General features: G+C 69.8%; 21 protein-coding genes. 7 read left to right on the top strand and 14 right to left on the bottom strand.

What is annotated here, in order from left to right:
• Positions 1-34 precede the first annotated feature (34 nt).
• The 3 genes from IPI43_15250 to IPI43_15240 are packed head-to-tail and all read right to left on the bottom strand — an operon-like array spanning position 35 to position 2,905.
• Complete coding sequence (locus tag IPI43_15250) at positions 35-955, bottom strand: hypothetical protein (protein MBK7775462.1); 921 nt, start codon at positions 953-955, stop codon at positions 35-37.
• A 46-nt stretch (positions 956-1,001) separates the two neighbouring features.
• A complete protein-coding gene (locus IPI43_15245) occupies positions 1,002-2,333 on the bottom strand; it encodes a hypothetical protein (protein MBK7775461.1) in 1,332 nt (443 codons plus the stop codon).
• Positions 2,330-2,905, bottom strand: coding sequence for a hypothetical protein (locus tag IPI43_15240; protein MBK7775460.1), 576 nt, complete (start codon positions 2,903-2,905; stop codon positions 2,330-2,332). The genes IPI43_15245 and IPI43_15240 overlap by 4 nt, the downstream gene beginning before the upstream one ends.
• Before the next feature lie 242 nt (positions 2,906-3,147).
• Here IPI43_15240 and IPI43_15235 point away from each other — a divergent pair, with 242 nt between their 5' ends.
• Together IPI43_15235 and IPI43_15230 are read left to right on the top strand one after the other, a co-directional pair.
• Positions 3,148-4,074 (top strand): alpha/beta hydrolase, encoded by a 927-nt coding sequence (locus IPI43_15235; GenBank protein MBK7775459.1) that lies wholly within the window; start codon positions 3,148-3,150, stop codon positions 4,072-4,074.
• A gap of 31 nt (positions 4,075-4,105) precedes the next feature.
• A complete protein-coding gene (locus tag IPI43_15230; protein ID MBK7775458.1) occupies positions 4,106-4,975 on the top strand; it encodes a metal-dependent hydrolase in 870 nt (289 codons plus the stop codon).
• A gap of 3 nt (positions 4,976-4,978) precedes the next feature.
• Here IPI43_15230 and IPI43_15225 read toward each other — a convergent pair whose 3' ends face one another.
• From IPI43_15225 to IPI43_15210, 4 genes are read right to left on the bottom strand one after another with little or no spacing between them, the layout of a single operon-like run.
• Positions 4,979-5,617 carry an NAD(P)-binding domain-containing protein gene (locus IPI43_15225; GenBank protein ID MBK7775457.1) on the bottom strand — a complete coding sequence of 213 codons (639 nt, stop codon included), beginning with the start codon at positions 5,615-5,617 and terminating at the stop codon, positions 4,979-4,981.
• 52 nt (positions 5,618-5,669) lie between these two features.
• A complete protein-coding gene (locus IPI43_15220) occupies positions 5,670-7,427 on the bottom strand; it encodes a serine/threonine protein kinase (GenBank protein MBK7775456.1) in 1,758 nt (585 codons plus the stop codon).
• The gene (locus IPI43_15215) at positions 7,424-7,720 is read right to left on the bottom strand and encodes a DUF202 domain-containing protein (GenBank protein ID MBK7775455.1); all 297 of its coding nucleotides are present in this window, start codon (positions 7,718-7,720) and stop codon (positions 7,424-7,426) included. Before IPI43_15215 ends, IPI43_15220 begins: the two co-directional genes overlap by 4 nt.
• A gap of 43 nt (positions 7,721-7,763) precedes the next feature.
• Positions 7,764-8,801: a polysaccharide deacetylase family protein gene (locus IPI43_15210; GenBank protein MBK7775454.1), complete on the bottom strand. Its 1,038-nt coding sequence runs from the start codon at positions 8,799-8,801 to the stop codon at positions 7,764-7,766.
• 133 nt (positions 8,802-8,934) lie between these two features.
• On the opposite strand from IPI43_15210, the gene IPI43_15205 reads away from it, so the two are divergent.
• Positions 8,935-9,450 (top strand): peptidylprolyl isomerase, encoded by a 516-nt coding sequence (locus tag IPI43_15205; GenBank protein MBK7775453.1) that lies wholly within the window; start codon positions 8,935-8,937, stop codon positions 9,448-9,450.
• 553 nt (positions 9,451-10,003) lie between these two features.
• On the opposite strand, the gene IPI43_15200 is transcribed toward IPI43_15205, so the two are convergent.
• Positions 10,004-10,519 (bottom strand): hypothetical protein, encoded by a 516-nt coding sequence (locus tag IPI43_15200; protein MBK7775452.1) that lies wholly within the window; start codon positions 10,517-10,519, stop codon positions 10,004-10,006.
• Positions 10,520-10,623: 104 nt separating this feature from the next.
• Complete coding sequence (locus IPI43_15195; GenBank protein MBK7775451.1) at positions 10,624-11,301, bottom strand: TetR/AcrR family transcriptional regulator; 678 nt, start codon at positions 11,299-11,301, stop codon at positions 10,624-10,626.
• A gap of 76 nt (positions 11,302-11,377) precedes the next feature.
• On the opposite strand from IPI43_15195, the gene IPI43_15190 reads away from it, so the two are divergent.
• Genes IPI43_15190 through IPI43_15180 form a run of 3 tightly spaced genes read left to right on the top strand, consistent with a single transcriptional unit; the run spans position 11,378 to position 16,840 of the window.
• The gene (locus IPI43_15190; GenBank protein ID MBK7775450.1) at positions 11,378-12,553 is read left to right on the top strand and encodes an acyl-CoA dehydrogenase family protein; all 1,176 of its coding nucleotides are present in this window, start codon (positions 11,378-11,380) and stop codon (positions 12,551-12,553) included.
• A gap of 49 nt (positions 12,554-12,602) precedes the next feature.
• The gene (locus IPI43_15185) at positions 12,603-15,662 is read left to right on the top strand and encodes an SDR family NAD(P)-dependent oxidoreductase (protein ID MBK7775449.1); all 3,060 of its coding nucleotides are present in this window, start codon (positions 12,603-12,605) and stop codon (positions 15,660-15,662) included.
• Entirely contained in the window at positions 15,659-16,840 is a 1,182-nt protein-coding gene (locus IPI43_15180) for a lipid-transfer protein (protein MBK7775448.1), read from the top strand. Before IPI43_15185 ends, IPI43_15180 begins: the two co-directional genes overlap by 4 nt.
• Positions 16,841-16,895: 55 nt before the next feature.
• Here IPI43_15180 and IPI43_15175 read toward each other — a convergent pair whose 3' ends face one another.
• The 4 genes from IPI43_15175 to IPI43_15160 all read right to left on the bottom strand — a co-directional run bounded on the left by IPI43_15175 (position 16,896) and on the right by IPI43_15160 (position 18,664).
• Positions 16,896-17,417, bottom strand: coding sequence for a GNAT family N-acetyltransferase (locus IPI43_15175; GenBank protein MBK7775447.1), 522 nt, complete (start codon positions 17,415-17,417; stop codon positions 16,896-16,898).
• Positions 17,414-17,662 carry a DUF1778 domain-containing protein gene (locus tag IPI43_15170; GenBank protein ID MBK7775446.1) on the bottom strand — a complete coding sequence of 83 codons (249 nt, stop codon included), beginning with the start codon at positions 17,660-17,662 and terminating at the stop codon, positions 17,414-17,416. The genes IPI43_15175 and IPI43_15170 overlap by 4 nt, the downstream gene beginning before the upstream one ends.
• 148 nt (positions 17,663-17,810) lie before the next feature.
• Positions 17,811-18,077: a hypothetical protein gene (locus IPI43_15165; GenBank protein ID MBK7775445.1), complete on the bottom strand. Its 267-nt coding sequence runs from the start codon at positions 18,075-18,077 to the stop codon at positions 17,811-17,813.
• Positions 18,050-18,664, bottom strand: a complete 615-nt coding sequence (locus IPI43_15160) for a hypothetical protein (protein MBK7775444.1) — start codon at positions 18,662-18,664, stop codon at positions 18,050-18,052. The genes IPI43_15165 and IPI43_15160 overlap by 28 nt, the downstream gene beginning before the upstream one ends.
• Positions 18,665-18,733: 69 nt before the next feature.
• Between IPI43_15160 and IPI43_15155 the strand changes: the two genes are divergently transcribed.
• The gene (locus IPI43_15155; GenBank protein ID MBK7775443.1) at positions 18,734-19,627 is read left to right on the top strand and encodes a neutral zinc metallopeptidase; all 894 of its coding nucleotides are present in this window, start codon (positions 18,734-18,736) and stop codon (positions 19,625-19,627) included.
• Here IPI43_15155 and IPI43_15150 read toward each other — a convergent pair whose 3' ends face one another.
• Positions 19,628-20,551 carry a LysR family transcriptional regulator gene (locus IPI43_15150; protein ID MBK7775442.1) on the bottom strand — a complete coding sequence of 308 codons (924 nt, stop codon included), beginning with the start codon at positions 20,549-20,551 and terminating at the stop codon, positions 19,628-19,630.
• Between the last annotated feature and the right edge of the window lie 19 nt (positions 20,552-20,570).

Here is a 20,570-nt window from a genome sequence, read left to right as displayed (position 1 = left end):
AACAGTCGCGCGGCGCGCCTGTTCCGTTACGGCCTCAGAACCAAGCGGCGAGCGTGGCGCCGCCGAACACCAAGCCCGGGTGCTGGGTGACGTAGCTCAGCGCGCCAGGGGGGATCGCGCGGTAGGGCTCGAGCAGGGCCCCCAGGGTCTCGGTGCGCACGTCGTGAGCCACCGTGTAGGAGCCCCAGCCCGCATCCCCGCACGCGTAGCAGGAGGGCAGCGCGAAGAGATAGCGCAGGCCCATGTGGCCCTCCTCGAGCTCCGGCCAGACCGCACCCAGCGTGAGGGCGTCGAGCTCAACGGCGCCCAGCTCGGCCCCCCAGCGGTGCTGCAGCTCTTCGAACGCCACCTGGCGCAGCGCCTCCGCCGGCGCCACGTGCGGCAACACGTCGAAGCTGCGTCCGTCGCGCAGGTCGAAGACGAACGCGCTCGCCTCCACCGCCCCATGGGCGCCGCAGCCATAGTGCTCGGTCCAGCGCTGCGCGAACACGAACGGCCCGAGGGTGCCCTTCACCAGCACTTGATCGCCGAGCTCTGCGGCCGCTCCGTCCGGGATGGGCGGCACCAGCGTGCGGCACCCGGACTCGCGCTCGGGACACAGCTCGAGCAGCTGCGTGGGCGAGGTGCCCCGCAGCGGCAGGGGTTCGACGCCCGCCTCTACGTCGGCGCACTCGAAGGTTCGGCTCTGCACTTCGCGCACGCGCAGCTGGGCCAGGCCGAAGCCGGAGTGCACCCAGATGCCCTCGCGCTCGCGGATGACGCGGCCGCTGTCGGGGTCCACCAGCGCGCTCGCGAAGCGCCCCGCTTGCTGGACCCACACCCACGCGCCGTCCTGGCTGGCCACCGTGGCCGGGGCGCTGGCGGGCGCCGGGGCGCTACGAGACGCGCAGCTGAGGATGAGCAGCGACGCCAGGAGCCACGAGGCCGGGAGCCAGAGTGCGCGGGCGAGGTGCATGGCTCCAGCATAGCGCGGCGACGAACGTCGCCAGCACACGGCGCCGCTAGAACTGCGCGCGCATGGTGGCGAACAGGTCCACGCGCAGCTGCCCCGTGAGCGAGAAGCGCTGCCCCGGCGTGTCCAGCCGCACGCGGTAGTGCGGGTCCACGATGCCCTCGGCGCAGCCCGCGATGCGCGGGTCGCTCGGGTCACGCGGCGAGGCCTGCGGGTTGCAGCGCCCGGTCCCCGTGATCTGGTGCGGCGTGGTGTAGTGCAGCGCGCCACCGAAGCCGAAGCGCACGAAGCGCGCCGCCTGCAGCTCCACGGCAATACGGCCCCCGATGCGCCCGTGCGCCTGCACGTCGGTCAGGCCCGTGAACGGCACCAGGCGGAGCCCAGTCGGATCGCCGGTGCAGTCCGCGCTGTTGACGGGCGCACCCTCGCAGCTGGGGTTGGCCAGGGTGGGCTCCGACGAGGTGCCCAGCGCGTCGAAGAGCGGCGAGTAGTCGCGCCCCTCGGCCACCCACAGCGCGTGCAGCCGGATGTCCACCGTGAGCCGCTGCTGCTTGCCGCGGTGCTCCCACGGGATGAGCGCCATGCCCGCCACGAACTCGGCGATGAGCGGCGGGTTCACGTGGCGATAGCCGGCGAGCTTGCCGCCCGGCGCGAAGGCGGACGACGCGCGCCCGCGGAACTGCGCCGTGAAGCCCGCCCCGCCGTAGGGTTCGGCATAGCGGAAGCGGTGCGACATGCGCGTCTCGAGGCTGAGCGCGTGCGTACCCTCGCTCACGCCACACTCGCTCTGGCCCGTGACGCAGGGCGCGCGCACGTCGCCGATGGCGATGCGGCTGGTCAGGCGGAAGACCCACGTGGGCGAGTGCGCGTCGCGGTACTGGTTGAGCGGCGCCCACCCCACCCCCAGGATCAGCACGTCGAGGCCCGAGCGGGTGGGCGAGACCAGCGGGGCCGCGCGCGCGAGCCCGTCGAGCAGCGCGCCGTTGACGGGGCTCAGCCGGCGGTCATCGCTGAGCACCAGCGGCAGGTCCACGCTGAGCTCGAGGTCACGGAAGAGCCCGATGTCGAGCCCCAGCAGCAGCTCGTGACGCACCAAGCGGTACGCCCCCACCCGTTCGGTCTCGCTGCGGCCCGTGCTGCTGGGCCGCTCGCGGCGCACGTCGGCGCGCTCTTGCAGGCGCCGGAACGCCACGCGTACGTTGAGGTCGAAGCGGTCCTCACCGTCGGCGGCGTCGGCCACGTCCGTGAAGGTGACGGGGGTCTCCAGCAGGTGGATGTCACGCTCATCAGCGGTCGCGCGGCGCACACCGGACAGCAGCGTCAGCAGCGCCAGCAGCCCAGCCAGCGTGGGGCGTGCGCGTCGCGGACGCAGCCGCGTCACTCATTGCCTCCGGCCGGGGCGGGCACGGGGCGCAGCGACGCGATCATGGCCTCGAAGCCGGCGCGCCCTGCCGCGACGGACGCGCTCGGGCCAACGAACTTGAAGAACACGACGCCACCCGGGGCGACCACGGCCGCGCCCAGCATGCGCTCGCGCGGACGAGGCGCGCTCGAGCCTTCGGGGCTGGCTCCGTGCATGCCTGCGTTCGCGCCTTCGATGTCCAGGACGGTCACGGAGAGCCCGGCCACACCACGCGTCTCGACACGTGCGTCCTCGCGGGCGGCCTCGTCGAACTGCTGCTTCCAGCGGTCGATGTTGGCGCTCACGGTCTCGCGCATCTCGGGGAAGTGGAACACCACCAGCCGCGCATCGCCTTCGGGCGACAGGTACTCCGCAGCGCGCATCGAGTTGGACGGCGCCACCGTGGCAAAGCCGGTGGGGGCGTCCCAGGTGATGCCGGCCAGAGGAGGCGCCGCGGCCTGCGCGGGAGCTGCCGGTGCCGCCGCAGGCGCATCGACGGCAGGGGCGTTGGCTGCGGCCGACGGCGCCGCGTGGGCAGCCGTGGCTGGCATTGGGGGAGGCTCTGCGGCCGCAGACCGCTCACGTCCCTCGGCTGGAACCGGGCCACCCGGGCAGCCGAAGAGAGCCAGCGCCAAGAGCGCGGAGGAGGCGCGCACGCACGCTGCCCGGTGGGGATTTCGAGCCGACATGGGGTGCCTTCTACGGTACCCGCCCAACCCGGTCGAGGCGTGAGATAAATCTGCACAGCACTATTGACCTCGATTCAATAGCGTCTATAGTTGACCAGAGTTCAATGAGCGCACGCACCGAAGGTTTCGCCGAGAGCAACGGAGTCCGCCTCGCCTACGAGGAGTTCGGCGACCCTGCCGCGCCCGCGCTGCTGATGATCGCGGGCATGAGCCTGCAACGCATCGCGTGGCCCGACGCCTTGTGCAGCGCGCTCGCCCACGCGGGCTATCGCGTCATTCGCTTCGACAACCGGGACGTGGGCGCTTCGTCTTGGACCGCGGGTCCGCCGCCGCCCACCCTGGGCAAGCGCTACCTGCAGGGCATCCTCGGGCGCGAGCTGAGCATCCGCGTGGGTCCCGGCGAAGAGGCCCAGTACGACCTGCACACGCTGGCACTGGACGCCGTGGGCCTACTGGACGCGCTCCAGATCGAGCGCGCGCACTTCGTGGGCTTCTCCATGGGCGGCATGATCTCGCAGCTGGTCGCAGCCGATCACGCGGCGCGCGTGAGCAGCCTGACGTCCATCATGTCGTCGCCCAACGAGCGCACGCTGCCGAAGCCCACGCCACGCGTGCTCCTCAACCTGCTGAAGCCGCCACCCGCCATGGACCCCGACAGCCTGGCCCTCGCCAACGCGAAGATGTGGGAGATGATCGGCAGCCCGGCGTACCCCACGCCGCGTGAAGAGCTCATCGCGCAGACGCACCGCAGCCTGGCGCGCGGCATGAGCCAGACCGGCCTCGCCCACCACCTGATGGCCATCCTGGCCACGGGGGGCTTCGGGAACCGGCTGCACAAGGTGCAGGCCCCGGCGCTCATCCTGCACGGGGACGCCGATCCCCTGGTGCGCGTGGAGGGCGGCAGGCTCAGCGCGCAGCTCATTCCCAAGGCTCGCCTGCGGGTCATCCGCGGCATGGGCCACGACTTTCCTGCACAGCTGGTGCCCACCCTCGCGGGCGCCATCACCAGCCACCTTCAGCAAACGGCATAGCCCTTTTTCACCACCCGATGGAGGACTCCCGATGACCACGATCGCCGCCACCCTCAGCCCGAGCGCACGTCCCGCCAGCAAGCCTGAAAAGCGCGCGACGCCCAAGATCGAGCCGCGCCGCATGAGCTTCGACTTCGAAGCCGAGCGCCGCCGCTTTTGGTACGCCGACAACGCCGTGCTGACCACGTTCATGGCCGCCCTCTCTTCCACGTTCCCGCCCGGCGAGCGCGAGTTCGTGCGCAGCGTGCTGCACTACCGCGAGCAGCTCGACGGTGAGCTGCTGGAGCAGGTGCGCGCGTTCGCCGCGCAAGAGGGACACCACGCCCGCCAGCACACCATCGCCAACGCGTGGATCGACAGCCTGGGCTTCGACGCGAAGGGCTGCTCCGAGCACCTCGAAGCGGAGATCGAAGAGTTCCGCAAGAACACGCCGGACGACGTGCTGTTGGCCGCCACGGTGGGCGCCGAGCACATCACCGCCATCATGGCGCACTTCCTCCTGACGCACGACGAGGTGGTGGCCGGTCTCCCCGACGCGGTGCGCGAGCTCATCCTCTGGCACGCGGTAGAGGAGATCGAACACAAGGCCGTGGCCATGGACGTGTACGACAAGGTGTCGGGCGACCGCGACAAGCTGCGCAAGGTGTTCGTCGTACAGAGCGTCATGTTCGCCATGACGGTGGGTCGCTACATGGCGCGCATGCTGAAGACGGCCGAGTACGAGCCCACCCCGCGCGAGTGGCTGGGCGGTGCGCGCTTCCTGCTGGGTTCGCGCGGGCTCATCCCCAGCATCGCGAAGAGCTACCTGTCGTTCTACCGCAAGGACTTCCACCCTTGGGACCATGATGACCGCCACCTGATCGACCAGTGGAAGGCGTCGCAGGTGAAGACGGTGGCGTGACGCTCAGCGGCGCAGCAGCTTGAACGCGTGCGTCCACTGGTTGCGCTGGAAGCCGGGGGCGCACCACAGCTGACACAGCGGCTCGATGGCGCGCGCGCCTTCGACCTTCCCGAGGTCCTCGACGTCCCAGCCAAACGCGACGAGGATGCTGCGGGCCTCGGCCTTGGCCCCGTCGTCGTTGCCGCAGATGAACATGGTGGGCGGCCCGCCCGGCAGGTCGGGCTTCACCATGAACCCGTTGCCCACGCACGAGAACGCCTTCACGAAGTGCGCGTCGGGCGCGGTGGCCTGCAGGCGCTCCATGAGCGAGTCGTTGGGGCCGGTGAAGAACAGCAGGATGCCGTTCACCGGGGGCGCCTCGGCAATGGGGTTGGTGGCGTCGAGGACGGTCTTGCCGGCGAGCGCCGCGACGCCCGCGAGCTTCACCACGTCCACCGCCACGGTGCCCTTCACGGCGAGGACCACCACGTCCCCGAACGCCGCGGCCTCGCCGAATGTGCCTGCGCTAGCCTGCGCATGGTCGGCCCAGCCCGCCACCTTGCTGGCCTCGCGGCTGCCCAGCATGACCTCGTCACCGTTCGCCAAGAAGCCCTTCCCGAGCGTCTTGGCCACGTCCCCCGACCCCAGAATTCCAATCTTCATCTGCGCTCTCCTTGGTTGACAGACACGCGTGTGACGCGCACGCCACAGGCTCTCACGGAAGGCGCGCGCGCACCGTCATGGTGGGCTCTTCGGGCGGCGCGCTCATGCGATAGGTGGTGCCGCGCATCACCACGCAGCGCCGGAAGTTGGCGTCATCGGAACCGTCCACGCGCACCATGGTGATGTTGCCCATGGGCCCGAACCCCACCTGCACGCTGACGCTCACGGGCGCGGCCCCGGCGGGGGCGTTGTCGCGCCAACACGGCACCACGATCATGGACCGGAAGCGGCCCACGTCGGGGTTGCTGCTGCGCGCGTCCGGGTCGGGTGCGGGGGCCGCTGCGGCAGGTGCCGCGCCGCCACCGGCCAACGCACTCCCAGCTCGCGCTCGACCTGGACGCGGAGCGGGCGCTGTGGCGGGGGCGGCCCCGGGGATGGCAGCCTGGGCGGGTGCGACAGGCGGAGGCACATCTGTGACCTGCGCGCTCGGCACGACGGCTGCGCCATCGACCGGCACAGCAGGCTCGGCTTCGGCCGCCTCGACGCGTGGCGCTGGCTCGAGCGCCTCGGCGGGCTGCGTGAGCGGCGGCGTGTGCTCCATGTTGGCCACCGTTCTGTCACTGCGACCCAGCACCCACCAGCCCATGGCCAGCATCCCCGCGAGCGAGAGCGCTGCGACTACCCACGGCGCGCGTGAGCCGCGTGCTGCCAGCACGGTGGGCTCTGCCACCCCCGGGTGAGTGGCCGCGAGCGGCGTGGGCTCGGGGACGGGTACGGTCTGCGCCGTGGCCCGAAACGCGGTGGCCAGCCCTGCCCCACCCGCCGCGAAGGCCCCCGGCTCGGGAGGCGGCAGGCTCAGCGCCGTGGCCGCGAACGCGTCCTGCGCAGGCGGCCGCGAAGCGCTGGCTGCCGCGCGCATCGGCACCCCGCGCAGCACGTCGTCGAGCGCGTCGAGCGCTTCACTCGCGTCGCGGAAGCGCGCGCGCGGGTCTCGCTCCACGCAGCGCGCGAAGAACGCGTCGAACTCGCGCGGCAGCGCCGCCGCCACCTCGGCCCCGGCCATGGACGCCGCACGCACCGAGGCGGGCTCGATGGGCTCCGTGAGGATCTCCACCAAGAGGCGCGTGAGCGTCGAGCCGTCCGTGGCGGAGCGCCAGTAGGACTGCCCCACCAACGCATCGAAGGCGATGAGCCCCAGCGCCCACACGTCCGTAGCGGGCCGGATCTCGCGGCTGTCTGCCTGCTCGGGCGCCATCCAGAGCGGCGAACCCGCGATGTTCTGGGTGGCCGCTGTCTTGCCTCCCTGCAGCAGCTTGGCGATGCCGAAGTCCAGGATCTTGAGGGAGTCGGCGTTGCTGGCCCCGCGCCCACGCGCGATGAACAGGTTCTCGGGCTTCAGGTCACGGTGCACGATGCCGCGGGCGTGCGCTCGCCCGAGGCCGTGCCGCAGCCCCTGCATGAGCGGCGCGAGCTCCGCGGCCGAGAGCCGCCCACGCGCCACGCGGTCGGCCAGCGTCTCGCCCTCCAGCAGCTCCATGGCCAGCCACGGGCTGCCGGTCTCGGCGTCCACACCCGCGCCCACCACCTCCACCACGTGCTCGCTCTCGATCTGACTGCCGACGCGCGCCTCCTCGAGGAAGCGCTCGCGGCTGACCGCGTCGCTCACCAGCAGGGCGTGCATCACCTTGAGCGCCCGCCGCCGCCCGGTGGAGAGCTGCGTGGCGATGAACACCGCCCCCATGCCACCCGCCGCCAGCGGCGCCTCGATGCGGAAGTCCCCTCCCACGACCGTCCCCGCCGCCAACGTCATGCTCCGCTCCTCCGTCTTTCATTCGCCATGCGGGCCAGCAGCTCGGCCACCACCCGCCGAGACGCACGCAAGCGCTGCACCCCGACCAGGAGCACCAGCGGCGCGATGATGGCCAGCGCGTACGCCACCGCCAGCAGCCACTGCGCCTCCAGCAGCTGGGCACCGGTGACGCCCGCCACGAAGAGCGCGAACGCCGAGCGCAGGTACGCGAGGAAGGTGCGCTCGGCCGCCAACACGGTGCGCTCCGCAGCGAGCGCGTCGGTGACGGAGACGGCGAGGTAGTCGGCACGCATGACGCGCCCACCATAGCGCGCCACGGTCCCGAGGTCAGCGCCGTCAGCGACCGGCCAGCTCGGGGTGAGCGTCCAGGTACGCTGCGGCCTCGCTGAACGTGGCGCAGCGCACGTCCGGCAGGCCGCACACATGGCGCATCAGGCGCAGGATGCCCCCGCGAAAGTTACCGTGACCGCTGATCAAGAAGGGCGCGCGCTCGCCGCGGTAGCGCTCTTGGAACTCGGCCATGCCAGCCTCGTAGTACTCGTCGTCGATGTGGCGCTCCGCGTCCCGCCCCGTCTTCCCGCTCGCGTGCGCCAGCGGCAGCAGGAGCTCGCGCAGGTTGTCGTCGAAGAAGAGCGCGCGACGCCCACCGGGCACCACCACGCTCGGGATGCTGAACAGCCAGATGCCGCTCGCGTGCCGCGTGGGCCACGTGCGCATCCCGGGGCGAGAGGCGTCGTAGCGCGTGCCGTGCGCCGCCAGTGCGGTGTACATGGCCTCGTTGTACTCGAGGAACGGCGCGCGGAAGCCCAGCGGGCGTGGCAGCGAGAGCAGGTCCGAGATGCGCTGGTGGTCGGCCAGCTCGGCGCGCCAGGTGGCCTCGTCGAAGTGCAGCCCGTGGGCGTGGCGCACCGCATGCGAGCCGATCTCCACTCCGCGCGCAGACAGCTCACGAATGTTGGCGGCGCGGGCCTGCAGCGCGGACAGGTTGCGGGCATATCCGATGACGGGCTGGTTGCGCGGCAGCCCGCCCTCGAACGCGCGCTCTTCTTCGGTGTGACGGCGGCGACCGGGCTGCAGCTGGAGGAGCCCCGTGGAGATGAACAGCGTGAACGAGTTGGGCGGCCGCCCCGCGGCTCGGTGCCGGTTGATCGATTCGAAGATGTAGTGGAAGCCGGAGTCCTCGACGCGGGGCTCGGGGCCCGGTGTGGCGTCGAAGCCCAGCAGCACGAACTGCGTGCGCCCAGCGGGAGTCCCGTCACCCACCAGCGCGGAGCGCATGGCCGGCGGCGTGTCCCCAGACACCAGCTGTCCCGTGGCGCTGATGACGAGCAGCATGGGCAGCGCGAGCAGGACTGCGGGGCGCGGGCGACGCATCCCGCGCATCCTACACACATGTGCCGCGTTGACCCCAATACGCGGTGTGACGCATGCTGCGCGCAGCCCGCCACCCGGCGCGGCACCCTTCACCCGGCCACGTGCCGGGAGCCATCCTTCAGGAGACAGTCACATGGCAAATCCGGTCGCCACCTTCGAGACCAGCGAGGGCTCGTTCAAGGCGGAAATCTTCCTCGCCGAGATGCCCATCACGGCGCAGAACTTCATCAGCCTGGCCGAGAGCGGCTTCTACAACGGGCTGCACTTCCACCGCGTCATCCCGAACTTCATGCTGCAGTTCGGCTGCCCGCACTCGAAGGACCCAAAGAGCTCGCGCGCCGGCACCGGCGGCCCGCCCCACGGCACCATCAAGGACGAGTTCCTCGAGACCGCCAAGTTCTCGAACGAGCCGGGCACGCTCTCCATGGCCAACACCGGCCGTCCCAACAGCGGCGGCTCGCAGTTCTTCGTGAACACGGCCCACAACAAGTACCTCGACTGGTTCGACCGCAGCTCGGACTCCTCGCACCCGGTCTTCGGGCGCGTCACCGAGGGCATGGACATCGTGAAGAAGATCGAGGGCTTCGGCTCGCGGTCGGGCGCCACGCAGAAGCCGCTCCAGGTCATCTCCATCACCATCGCGCGCTGAGCGTCGCCCCGTCGCGCGGGCGTGCTCTCGGGCCGCCCGCGCCGACGCGATGACTCACCGCAGGCTACCCGCGTCGCCTTCGAAGCGGCGGGGAGGTCCGCCTCGGCCCGCCTTCAGGAGCCTCGCTCGTTCGACCTCGGGGCTGACTTCCCGAGGGGTCGACGCGTTCCAGTCGTCTCTCGCGGCCCTCACGAAGGCTGCCCGCTCGCCTGGCTCTGCGGGTGAACCGGACGCTCTCCAGAGCGCCTTCGTGCTCCTCGCGAAGTCCTCCTCGTCGAGGTCCGCCGCAGGCTGGGGTGCGTGGTCGACAGCGACCGCCCCGGCGAGCGCGGCGCCACAGTCAGGACCGACATCGAGGGCCTGCCCCGCGCCATCAGCGTTCGCGAGCGCGCCGACCGCGCCTCGTGCGGGGGCGCGCGGGAGCGGGCGATGGCTCGAAGCAGGGGCGGCAGCGTGGGTGTACCAAGCGAAGGCGCCTGCCGCGAGCGAGAGCGCGACCACCATCCCGAAGCGCGACCCGTGCGTTGCCGTGAAGCGGGCCATGGCGCGGCCTTCAGGTCTGAGCGCTGCGGCGCCGGTGCACCAACGCGAAGCCGGCCAACGCCAGCAGCGCGGGCCAAGCGGTGCCGCGTGATGAGCCCGCTGCCGCTTGCGGAGCCACAGCAGCGCATCCGCCGTCACTCACGCCCCCTCCCCCGGTGGGGCGGAAGCCGCAGTCCGCGCAGTCCGAGCCGAGGCTGCAGATGGAGTAGTCCGACCCGGAACCGCCGTCATCGCACCAGCCGTCCCGTGCGTCCACGCACGAGTTGGAGCAGAGACCCGACGTCGCGCCCCCGGTGGAACGCGCGCCGCAGTCCCCGCAGTCCGAGCCGTAGGTGCAGATGGAGTAGTCCGACCCAGGGCCACCGTCGTCGCACCAGCCGTCGAAGGCATCCACGCACGTGTTGCCGCAGGCCGACTGTGCAGCGACCTCGCCCCACGGGAGCGACGCGAGTAGGAGCGCCGAGAGCGCCGCCGCGCGTCTTCCAACCACCCCGCTGGTTCGGATCTCGCGTGTTGAATGAATCATGGGTCCTCCTGACGCCGCCACGGCGGCTACATGACGATTCGCACTCAGAGTGCCGCCAAAGAGAAGACGCCACTTCCCCGCGATAGTCAATTGTCCGCGTTGGGCTACTGGAACACCCACTCCGGCGGCCGTGGCGGCGGAGTGTTCACGCCAGGACGCGCACGAATGCGCGTGCGCATGAGGTCGCACCACAGCACCACGTGCTCTTCCAGCAACGTCGGGTCCTTCACCAGGTGGCGGTCCAGCACCATGCCGCGCAGCAGCCACTGCAAGAGCGCGATGATGGACTCCACGTTGTCCTTCGGGTCCACGGGCTCGAAGTAGTGCACGGCCGCCGCGCGGATCACCGCGTAGCCCGACGTCCACAGGCGCTGCATCACCGCCGCCAGCTCTTCGTCGTGCCGGCTGGCCAGCAGGAGCTCCAGCAGCACCGCGTGCTCACGCGCGCAGAACACCGTGCGCCAGCCGCTGATGGCCATGGCCTGCAGCCGGTCCTCGGAGTCGGGCAGGTTCATGAAGGCCTTTCCGAGCTGGATGTACACGCGCTTCACCAGGTGCTTTGCCGCGGCCTCGATGAGCGCCGACTTGGACGGGAAGTGGTAGACGTGCGCGCCGCGCGAGACCGCGCCGCGCTCCACGATCTTGCTGATGGTGGTGCCCGAGTAGCCCTCGGTCTCGAGGCAGCTGAGGGTGGCGTCGATCAGCCGCTGGCGGGTGGCCTCGCTGCGGTCTTCCTGCTTGCGCCGCGGGGGGCGCTCGGCGCCATTCGCTGGTGATTTCATGAGCGAAGCCAGGGTACTCGCTGGATCTCAAAACACAAGTTGTACGTACGTATTGTAACTGCTAGGGTGCCGCCGCATGAGCAACCTGCACGTCCCGAAGCCCGTGGCTCCCATGATGCCGCGCACCCTGTTCACCGAGGACCACGAGGCCTTCCGCGCCACGGCGCGCCGCTTCTTCGAGACCGAGGTCGCCCCGCATCAAGAGAAGTGGGAGACCCAGCAGCACATCGACCGCGACCTGTGGAACAAGGCCGGTGAGCTGGGCCTGCTGTGCTGCACCATGCCCACCGAGTTCGGCGGGTCGGGCGTGGACCGGCTCTACTCCGTGATCCTCATGGAGGAGCAGGCGCGCGTGGGTGACTCGGCCAGCGGCTTCTCGCTGCACTCGGACATCGTCGCCAACTACATCATCAACTTCGGCACACCCGCGCAGAAGAACCACTGGCTGCCCAAGATGGCCAGCGGCGAGGCCGTGACCGCCATCGCCATGACCGAGCCGGGCACGGGCTCGGACCTGCAGGGCATCCAGTGCACCGCCAAGCTCGAGGGCGACGAGTACGTCATCAACGGCGCCAAGATCTTCATCACCAACGGCTTCCTCTGCGACATGGCCATCGTGGCGGTGAAGACCGGCGAGGGCGCGAAGGGCTCGGCCAACGTCTCGCTCATGATCGTGGAGGCCGACCGCGCGGGCTTCACCAAGGGCAAGCCGCTCAACAAGGTGGGCATGAAGGGGCAGGACACCTGCGAGCTCTTCTTCGACAACGTGCGCGTGCCCAAGAGCAACCTGCTGGGCGCCGAGGGCATGGGCTTCATCATGCTCATGAAGGAGCTGGCTTGGGAGCGCATGATGATCGCCATCATGTGCGTGTCGGGCGCCGAGTTCGCGCTGGCCACCACGGTGGAGTACGTGAAGCAGCGCAAGGCCTTCGGGAAGCCCGTGGCCTCGTTCCAGAACACGCGCTTCAAGCTCGCCGAGATGCGCAGCGAGATCCAGATCGCGCGCGTCTACGTGGACAAGTGCATCGAGCTGGTGCTCGAGAAGAAGCTCACGCCCGAGGCCGCGTGCGCCGGCAAGTACTGGGTGTCGGACCTGCTCAGCCGCGTGGTGGACGAGTGTGTCCAGCTGCACGGCGGCTACGGCTACATGCTGGAGTACCCCATCGCGCGTGCGTACATCGATACGCGCGCCAACCGCATCTACGGCGGCACCAACGAGATCATGAAAGAGCTCATCTCGCGCAGCATCTAGCAGCGCGCGCGGACCACCACCTTTTCGCTTCGACCAGGGAACAAGACCGATGACCAAGCTACGTTTCGATGACCGTGTGGCGATTGTGACGGGTGCCGGAGCCGGCCTAGGCCGCTCCCACGCGCTCTTGCTGGGCAGCCTCGGCGCCAAGGTGGTGGTGAACGACCTGGGCGGCGCCGCCACGGGCGAGGGCAAGTCCGCCTCGGCGGCCGACAAGGTGGTGGAGGAGATCCGCGCGGCCGGCGGCCAGGCCGTGGCCAACTACGACTCGGTGGTGAACGGGGCGGGCATCGTGAAGACGGCCGTGGACGCCTTCGGCAAGGTGGACATCCTGATCAACAACGCCGGCATCCTGCGCGACGTGAGCTTCGCCAAGATGACGCAGGCGGAGTGGGACATCGTGCTGGCCGTGCACCTCACCGGCTCCATGAGCGTGAGCCACGCGGCCTGGCCCATCATGCGCGAGCAGGGCTTCGGCCGAATCGTGATGACCACGTCGGCAGCCGGCATCTACGGCAACTTCGGGCAGGCCAACTACAGCGCCGCCAAGCTGGGCCTGGTGGGCCTGGCCAACACGCTCGCCGAAGAGGGCCGCAACAAAAACGTGTACGTGAACACCATCGCGCCCATCGCGGCGTCACGGCTCACGGAGACTGTCTTGCCGCCCGACATCTTGAAGCACCTCCAGCCCGAGGCCGTGAGCCCGCTGGTGGCCTGGCTGTGCCACGAGGACTGCGAGGAGACCAAGGGCCTCTTCGAGGTGGGCGCCGGCTACATCGCCAAGGTGCGCTGGGAACGCTCCTACGGCACCACGTTCCCGCTGGGCCGGCGCTTCAGCGTGGACGACGTGGCCTCGCGCTGGGCCAAGATCACGGGCTTCGAAGAGAACAGCGAGAACCCCAAGACCATCAACGAGTCGATGGCGCCCATCTTGCGCAACATCACGTCGCCCAGCCTGGGTGGGAACGAGTTCATCGACCTCGACGTGGCCAGCAAGACCTCGGTGAAGTTCGAGTCCGAGTACGACGAGAACGACCTCGCGCTCTACGCTCTCGGCATTGGCGCCGCGCGCGACCCGCTCGACAAGAGCGAGCTGAAGTTCGCCTACGAGATGGGCGGGGACTTCCAGGCGCTGCCCACGTTCGGCGTCATGCCGCAGATGAGCGCCATGCTGAAGGCTGCGCGCGAGGGCACGTTCACGATGCCGGGCATGAGCTTCGGCTTCGAACGGCTGCTGCACGGCGAGCAGTACATGGAGCTCAAGGGCCCCATGCCGCGCAAGGGCAAGCTCACGCACCACTTCAAGTTCAAGAACGCCTACGACAAGGACCCGAACGCGGTGGTCACGTTCGCCATCAGCACGGTGGATGAGGACGGCACCGAGCTCGCCTACAACGAGATGACGTCCTTCGTGAAGGGCGCGGGCGGCTGGGGCGGCGACCGTGGGCCGAGCGCCGACATCAACGTGCCGCCGGCGCGTGAGCCCGACGCGGTCATCGAAGAGAAGACCGACGTGAACCAGACGCTGCTCTTCCGCCTGTCGGGCGACTGGAACCCGCTGCACGCGGACCCGGGCTTCGCCAAGGCCTTCGGCTACGACCGCCCCATCCTGCATGGGCTGTGCACGTTCGGGCACGCGGGGCGCCACGTCATCAAGGCCTTCTGCGACAACGACGGGCGGAAGTTCAAGAGCATCAAGGTGCGCTTCGCGAAGAACGTGTTCCCCGGCGAGACGCTGGTCACGCGCATGTGGAAGGAGTCCGACACGCGCATCGTGTTCGAGACCAGCGTGAAGGAGCGCAATGAGGTGGTCATCAAGAACGCCGCGGTGGAGCTCTACAAGGAGATCCCGCAAAAGGTTGCTAAGACGGCGGCCAAGGCGCCCGCCAAGAGCGCTGCGGCAGAGGCTCCCGCGGCCCAGGCGGCAGCGCCCGCGGTGGACACCGAGGTCCAGCTGGCCGACGTGTTCACCGGCGTGGCCGCGTACATCGCCAAGAACCCGGGGCTGGTGGGCCAGACCAAGACGTCGTTCCAGTTCCACTTCCACAACCCGGATCAGAGCTTCTTCATCGATCTGAAGAGCGGCGCTGGCTCGGCGGGCCCGGGCACGCTCGACGCGGCGGACGTCACGCTCGAGGTGGACACGGAGCACGGCCCCACCATCTTCGGCGGCGACATGGCCACGGTGCAGAAGCTCTACTTCGGCGGCACGCTGAAGATCGCGGGCAACGTCATGGCTTCGAACAAGCTGGCCGCGCTCGCCACCATGGACAAGCAGCTGGTGGAAGACGCTCGCAAGGCGCGCGTGGCGGCTGGCGGTGGTGGCGCTCCAGCGGCTCCGGCGGCCAGCGCGGCAGCGGCTCCGGCGGCGTCGCAGGAGGCCACGCTCGGTGACCTCTTCACGGCCATCGCGGCCGAGATCGCGGACAAGCCCGAGGTGGTCGCCAAGGGCAAGACCGTCTTCCAGTTCGAGTTCGACAACCCGGAGAGCAGCTACTTCATCGACTTGAAGAACGCGCCGGGCAGCGCGGGGCCAGGCAAGGCCGACGCCGCGGACGTGACCATCGCGGTGGACACAGCGCTCGTGGGCACGCTCTTCGGCGGCGACATGGCGGCGGTGCAGAAGCTCTACTTCGGTGGGCAGATCAAGATCAGCGGCAACGTCATGGCGTCCAACAAGCTGGCCGCGCTGGCGGGCATGGACAAGAGCCGCGTGGAGAAGGCACGCCAGGCACGCCTCGCGGCAGGCGCCCCGGCGGCCGCGGCACCGGTGGCCAAGAAGGAGCCCAAGAAGGCGCTGGCCGCCGAGGCGCTCGCGAAGCTGGAGGCCAACCTGGCCGGCAAGTCGGGCGGCGCAGGCGTGGTGCAGCTGCGCGTCAAGGACCCCGACGGCGTGTGGTCCGTGGACCTCGGCGCCAACCCGCCCAGCGTGACGCAGGGCGAGCGCAGCGACGCGGGCGCCACCATCACGCTCGGCGACGCGCAGCTCGCCGCTCTCGTGAACGGCGAGAGCAAGATGCAGGAGCTCTTCCAGAAGGGCGCACTCACCATCGACGGGAACATCACGCTCGCGCGTCAGCTCGAGCAGGCAACGGGAGCAAGCAAATGAAGCGTCGCGTCAATGTAATCGGTGTGGGCATGACGAAGTTCGCCAAGCCCGGCGCCAGTCCCGACTATCACGAGATGGCCAAGGAGGCGGGCACGCTCGCCCTCGCGGACGCCGGCATCGCCTACGGCGAGGTGGAGCAGGCCTTCGCGGGCTACGTCTTCGGCGACTCCACCTGCGGCCAGCGCGCGGTGTACGAGCTGGGCCTCTCGGGCATCCCGGTGGTCAACGTGAACAACAACTGCTCCACGGGGTCGAGCGCGCTGTTCCTGGCGCGCCAGGCCATCGAGGGTGGCCTCGCCGAGTGCGTGCTGGCGCTGGGCTTCGAGAAGATGGAGCGCGGCGCGCTGGGCAACAAGTTCAACGACCGCGAGAACCCCCTGGGCCTCCACGCCGAGGTCATGGTGGGCATGCAGGGCGTCACGCAGGCCCCGCCGGCGGCCCAGATGTTCGGCGGCGCAGGGCGCGAATACCGCTTCCTGCACGGCACCAAGAAGGAGACGTTCGGGCAGATCGCGGTGAAGGCGCGCCAGCACGCCAGCCGCAACCCCTACGCGCTCTTCAACAACACCCTCACGCTCGAGGAGGTCATGGCCTCACCCGACGTGTTCGACCCGCTCACGCGCTACCAGTGCTGCCCGCCCACCTGCGGCGCCGGCGCGGCCATCCTGTGCTCCGACGACTTCGCGAAGAAGCACGGGATCACCAACCCCGTCTACATCGCCGCGCAGGCCATGACCACGGACTACGCCAGCAGCTTCGAAGAGCACTCCATGATCAAGATGGTGGGCTACGACATGACCAAGAACGCCGCGCAGAAGGTCTACGAGGCCGCCGGCGTGGGCCCCGACGACGTGGACGTGGTGGAGCTGCACGACTGCTTCACCGCCAACGAGCTGCTCACCTACGAAGGCCTCGGCCTGTGCCCCGAGGGCGGCGCCGAGAAGTTCATCTGGGACGCGGACAACACCTACGGCGGCAAGGTCGTGACGAACCCGTCTGGCGGCTTGCTGTCCAAGGGCCATCCACTGGGCGCCACGGGCTTGGCGCAGTGCACCGAGCTGGTCTGGCAGCTGCGCGGGCAGTCCGAGCAGCGCCAAGTGGAGAACGCGCGCATCGCGCTGCAGCACAACCTCGGGTTGGGCGGAGCGTGCGTGGTGACGATGTACCGGCGCGACTGATGGGGATGGGCACCGGGCGCCGGAGGGGGCGCTCGGTGTGCTGCGAGCGCCTGCCTCAGCCCGCGATGAGCGCGTTGAGTGACGCGGGGGTCAAGTACAGCTTCATGGGCCGCCCGGGCACCTCACGAAAGTCCCAGTGCGCATAGAAGGACTTTGACGCCGCATCCACCGCATCCAGCACCACGGCCACGAGCGGAAACGTCTCACCCGCCGCGTGACAGTCGGAGAGGGCCTGGGCGAGCAGCCGGGCCCCCAGCCCCTGCCCCTGGTAGGCAGCATCCAGTCCAAGCCAGGCCAGCACCGCAACCGGAAGCGCGCGCCGCGGGAGCTTGGCCACCAAGTCCGCGGGCAGCTCCCCAAAGTCCACCTGGCCCATCGCCAAGGTGTAGTAGCCGGCCACCACGCCGTCTCGGGTGGCGAGGACGCGGCTGACGGTGAGGCGCTTTGTCTGGCTCTGAAGAGCCTGGGTATGCAGCCAGGCGTCCACGAGTTGCTGCCCTGAGCCGAAGTCCGCGCGCTTGTGCCCTCGCCGCAGGTCTTCGAGGGCGAGACCAGCCGGAAAGACGACCGCCATCAGCGCTCGCCGCGCATCAGCTCACCCAACTTGCGCTGGCGTTTGGTGAGCCGCCCTGGCTTGTGCAACGCAGTCCAAAACAGCAGCTGCTCATCGGCTGACAGCACGATGGCCTTGGTGCGCGCCTCCTCGAGCTCGCGGCGCGCCTGGCCCACCACGACGGTCCGCACGTAGTCACTGGTGCTGATGCCGCGCATACCCGCCGCGGACGTGATCAACGCCTTGGACGCGCTGTCCACGCGCACCATGAGGCTCGCGTCTTTCTCGACGGACGGGGGGGACACGCGGAGCGCGGGTGACTTGGCCATGCCTGAGCATGTATTGCGATGCGCAGTACAGGCAAGCGGGTGGAGGACGTGGCTCGCGAGTTGGCCTGCGGGAGTCCCCGCTCTGGGCTCAGTACACGTGCGTGGCGGTCAGGCCTTCCCAGCGGGCGCGCACCACAGAGCCCGACGGGGGTTCGGACGGCCCCACCCGGTAGAGCACGCCCAACCCGACGGCCTGGCGCGCCTCCCCGTCCAAGTCGACGTCCGCCACATAGATGGACACGGGCAGTCCATCCGACGTCGTCGCGGCGACGCGCACCAGGCCATCGCCCACGAGCACGATGCGAATGCTGGCAATGTCCGCGGGCTCTACGAGCGGCACGACGACGTCACGCACCTGCCCGTGGCCAACGTCGACCGACACCACGGACGGCCCGGCGGCGGTCCTTGAAAGAAGTGGTGGTCGCTCCACAGCTCCTGGAACACCACCCCCGGGTCGACGTCGGCGTGCCCCAGGGAGAACTGGTCGAAGACCCTACCCCGCTCGTCCCGTGCGATGAACCGCAGCACCGCGGGCTCACCCACGAGCACCCCAAAGGGCTCTTGCAGGTAGGCGACATCGGCCTCGAGTACCTGCTCGACGCGGAGTTCCTCGACCCTGGCGACCTCGATGCTGAGCTGGTCGACCACCCGCGCGTCTTCTCGACGCTGCAGCTCGACCACGCTCACGCCCTCGGCCACGGCCTCTACCCGCACGACCGCGCGCGGGCCAAGGAGACCTGGCTCGCTGGTCAGTTGTGCGGTGACGGCATCGCCCGACACGCTCACCGAGACGTCGTCCACGTCGCGGACGTTGAGCGCGCTGAGTTCGTAGGTCCCGCCGTTCCCGAGCAGCAGCTCGCGTTCGACGAAGTGAGGACCACCCTCACAGCCCAGTGTCAGGACCACGATGAGCGCGAACGACCATGTGTGTGCGAGTCCCATGACGAGCCAGTATGGCAGATCCCGTGCCGGAGCGACTTCGGGTCCCTCCCGGGCGTGCTAGGTTGGGTCATGCGCACCGACGGCCAGCGACGCTCCAACAACGTAGAAGACCGCGGCACCGGCCGCAGAGGTGGTGGCGGGGGCGGTGTGCCCGTGCAGGCGCTCCTCGGCCTCGTCCGCGTCCTCGGCGTGAAGGGCTCGATCGTCGTCGCGGTGGTCCTCGGCATCGGGTACTTCCTGATGCCGGACAGCATCCGCAGCGCCCTCTTCGGAGGCAGCCCACAGGGCGCCACGGGTGGTGGCGGGAGCGCCTGCGCCGCGAACCCCACCAACGCGGCGGCGTGCGACTTCTCGAGCGTGGTGCTGGCCTCCACGGAAGACGTCTGGTCGGTGGAGCTGCCCGCGGGCCGCGTGCCGGGGGGGCGCCCCATGGCCTACGCGCCCCCCACCCTCGTGGTCTTCAGCGCCGCCGTCTCCACGGGCGGATGCGGCAACGCCACCTCGGAGGTGGGCCCCTTCTACTGCCCCGCCGACCAGCGCCTGTACATCGACCCGGGGTTCTATCAGGTGATGGAGACGCAGCTCCGCGCCCCCGGGGACTTCGCGCAGGCGTACGTCATCGCGCACGAGATCGGGCACCACATCCAGCATGTCATCGGCGTCCCGCGCAGCATGCCCGGCGAGACCGACAACCAGGTGTCCGTGCGCGTGGAGCTCCAGGCCGACTGCCTCGCGGGCGTGTGGGGTCACAAGGCCAGGGCCAGCCTCGAGATCACGGAGGCTGACCTCGCCGAGGCGCTCGGCGCAGCCCACGCCATCGGCGACGACACGCTCGGCCACGACGACCGCCGCGCGTTCACCCACGGCTCGTCCGAACAGCGCATGCGCTGGTTCCGTCGCGGCTTCGACAGCGGGGACGGTCGGCAGTGCGACACGTTCGCTGTTGCGCAGAACGCGCTCTGACTAGGTTGGAGCGTCTTCGTACTCGAACTCGTCCATCAGCGCGTACACGGCCGGCGCCAGGGGGCGGTCGCGCACCGACAGCACGGCGGGCTCGCTGGCCGGGCTCGGGTAGGTGAACGGCAACATCCGGACGCGCCCGGTGCGCTCGTAGCGCTCGAGCACGGAGCGGGTCCCGAAGACCAGCGTGTCCGTCCGCTCCGCCACGGTGACGAGGACCTCGTAGTTGTCGCAGGTCAGGTCCACCGCGACCCCGGCCTCCACGGCGTCCTGCTGTGCCCATGCTCGGATGCGCGGAGGCGCCGGGGCCGCCGCGCGCGGATAGTTCCGCAGCTCCAGCAGCGTGAGGGGCTTGCGTCGGCGCCGGAGCGGGTGGCCCGGCCGCACGGCGACCCCGATGGGGTCTGGACCGAGCGAGCGCGCGTGCAACGCGGGGTTGCCGGACGGCAGCTCGTGGTCCGCCACCACGAAGTGCAGCTCGCCCTCCATGAGCCTCGGCACCAGACTCTGTGTGGAGCCCGCGCGAACCACGACGCGCACCGTGGGGTGGGCCGCGCAGTAGCGCGTGAGCACGTCCGGCAGGCGGCCGAGCGCCACCACGGGCCCCACGCCCAAGACCACCTCACCAATCTCCGCGTGCATGTGCAAATCGGCTTCGCGCTGCAGGTCGTCCGCCGAGCGCAACAGCGCTTCGGCCCGGCGCAACATGCGCTGACCCAGGGGGTTGAGCACCAAGCGCCGACCGCTGCGGTCGAAGAGCGGCGCACCCAGCGTCTCCTCCAAGCGCTGAATGGACTTGGTCAGGGCCGACTGGCTGACGTGCAGGTGGGTCGCCGCCGCCTGCAGCGTCCCGTGTTCGTGTGCGGACACGAAGTGACGAAGGTGACGCAGGTCGTACTGTGCGGGCCTCATATTCCTGTTTGGCATGAACAGTTGAAAACATACC

The sequence above is a fragment of the Sandaracinaceae bacterium genome (assembly GCA_016706685.1).
Taxonomy (GTDB): Bacteria; Myxococcota_A; Polyangia; order Polyangiales; family Houyiibacteriaceae; genus JADJJE01.
This window is presented reverse-complemented; position numbering and strand designations above follow the sequence as displayed.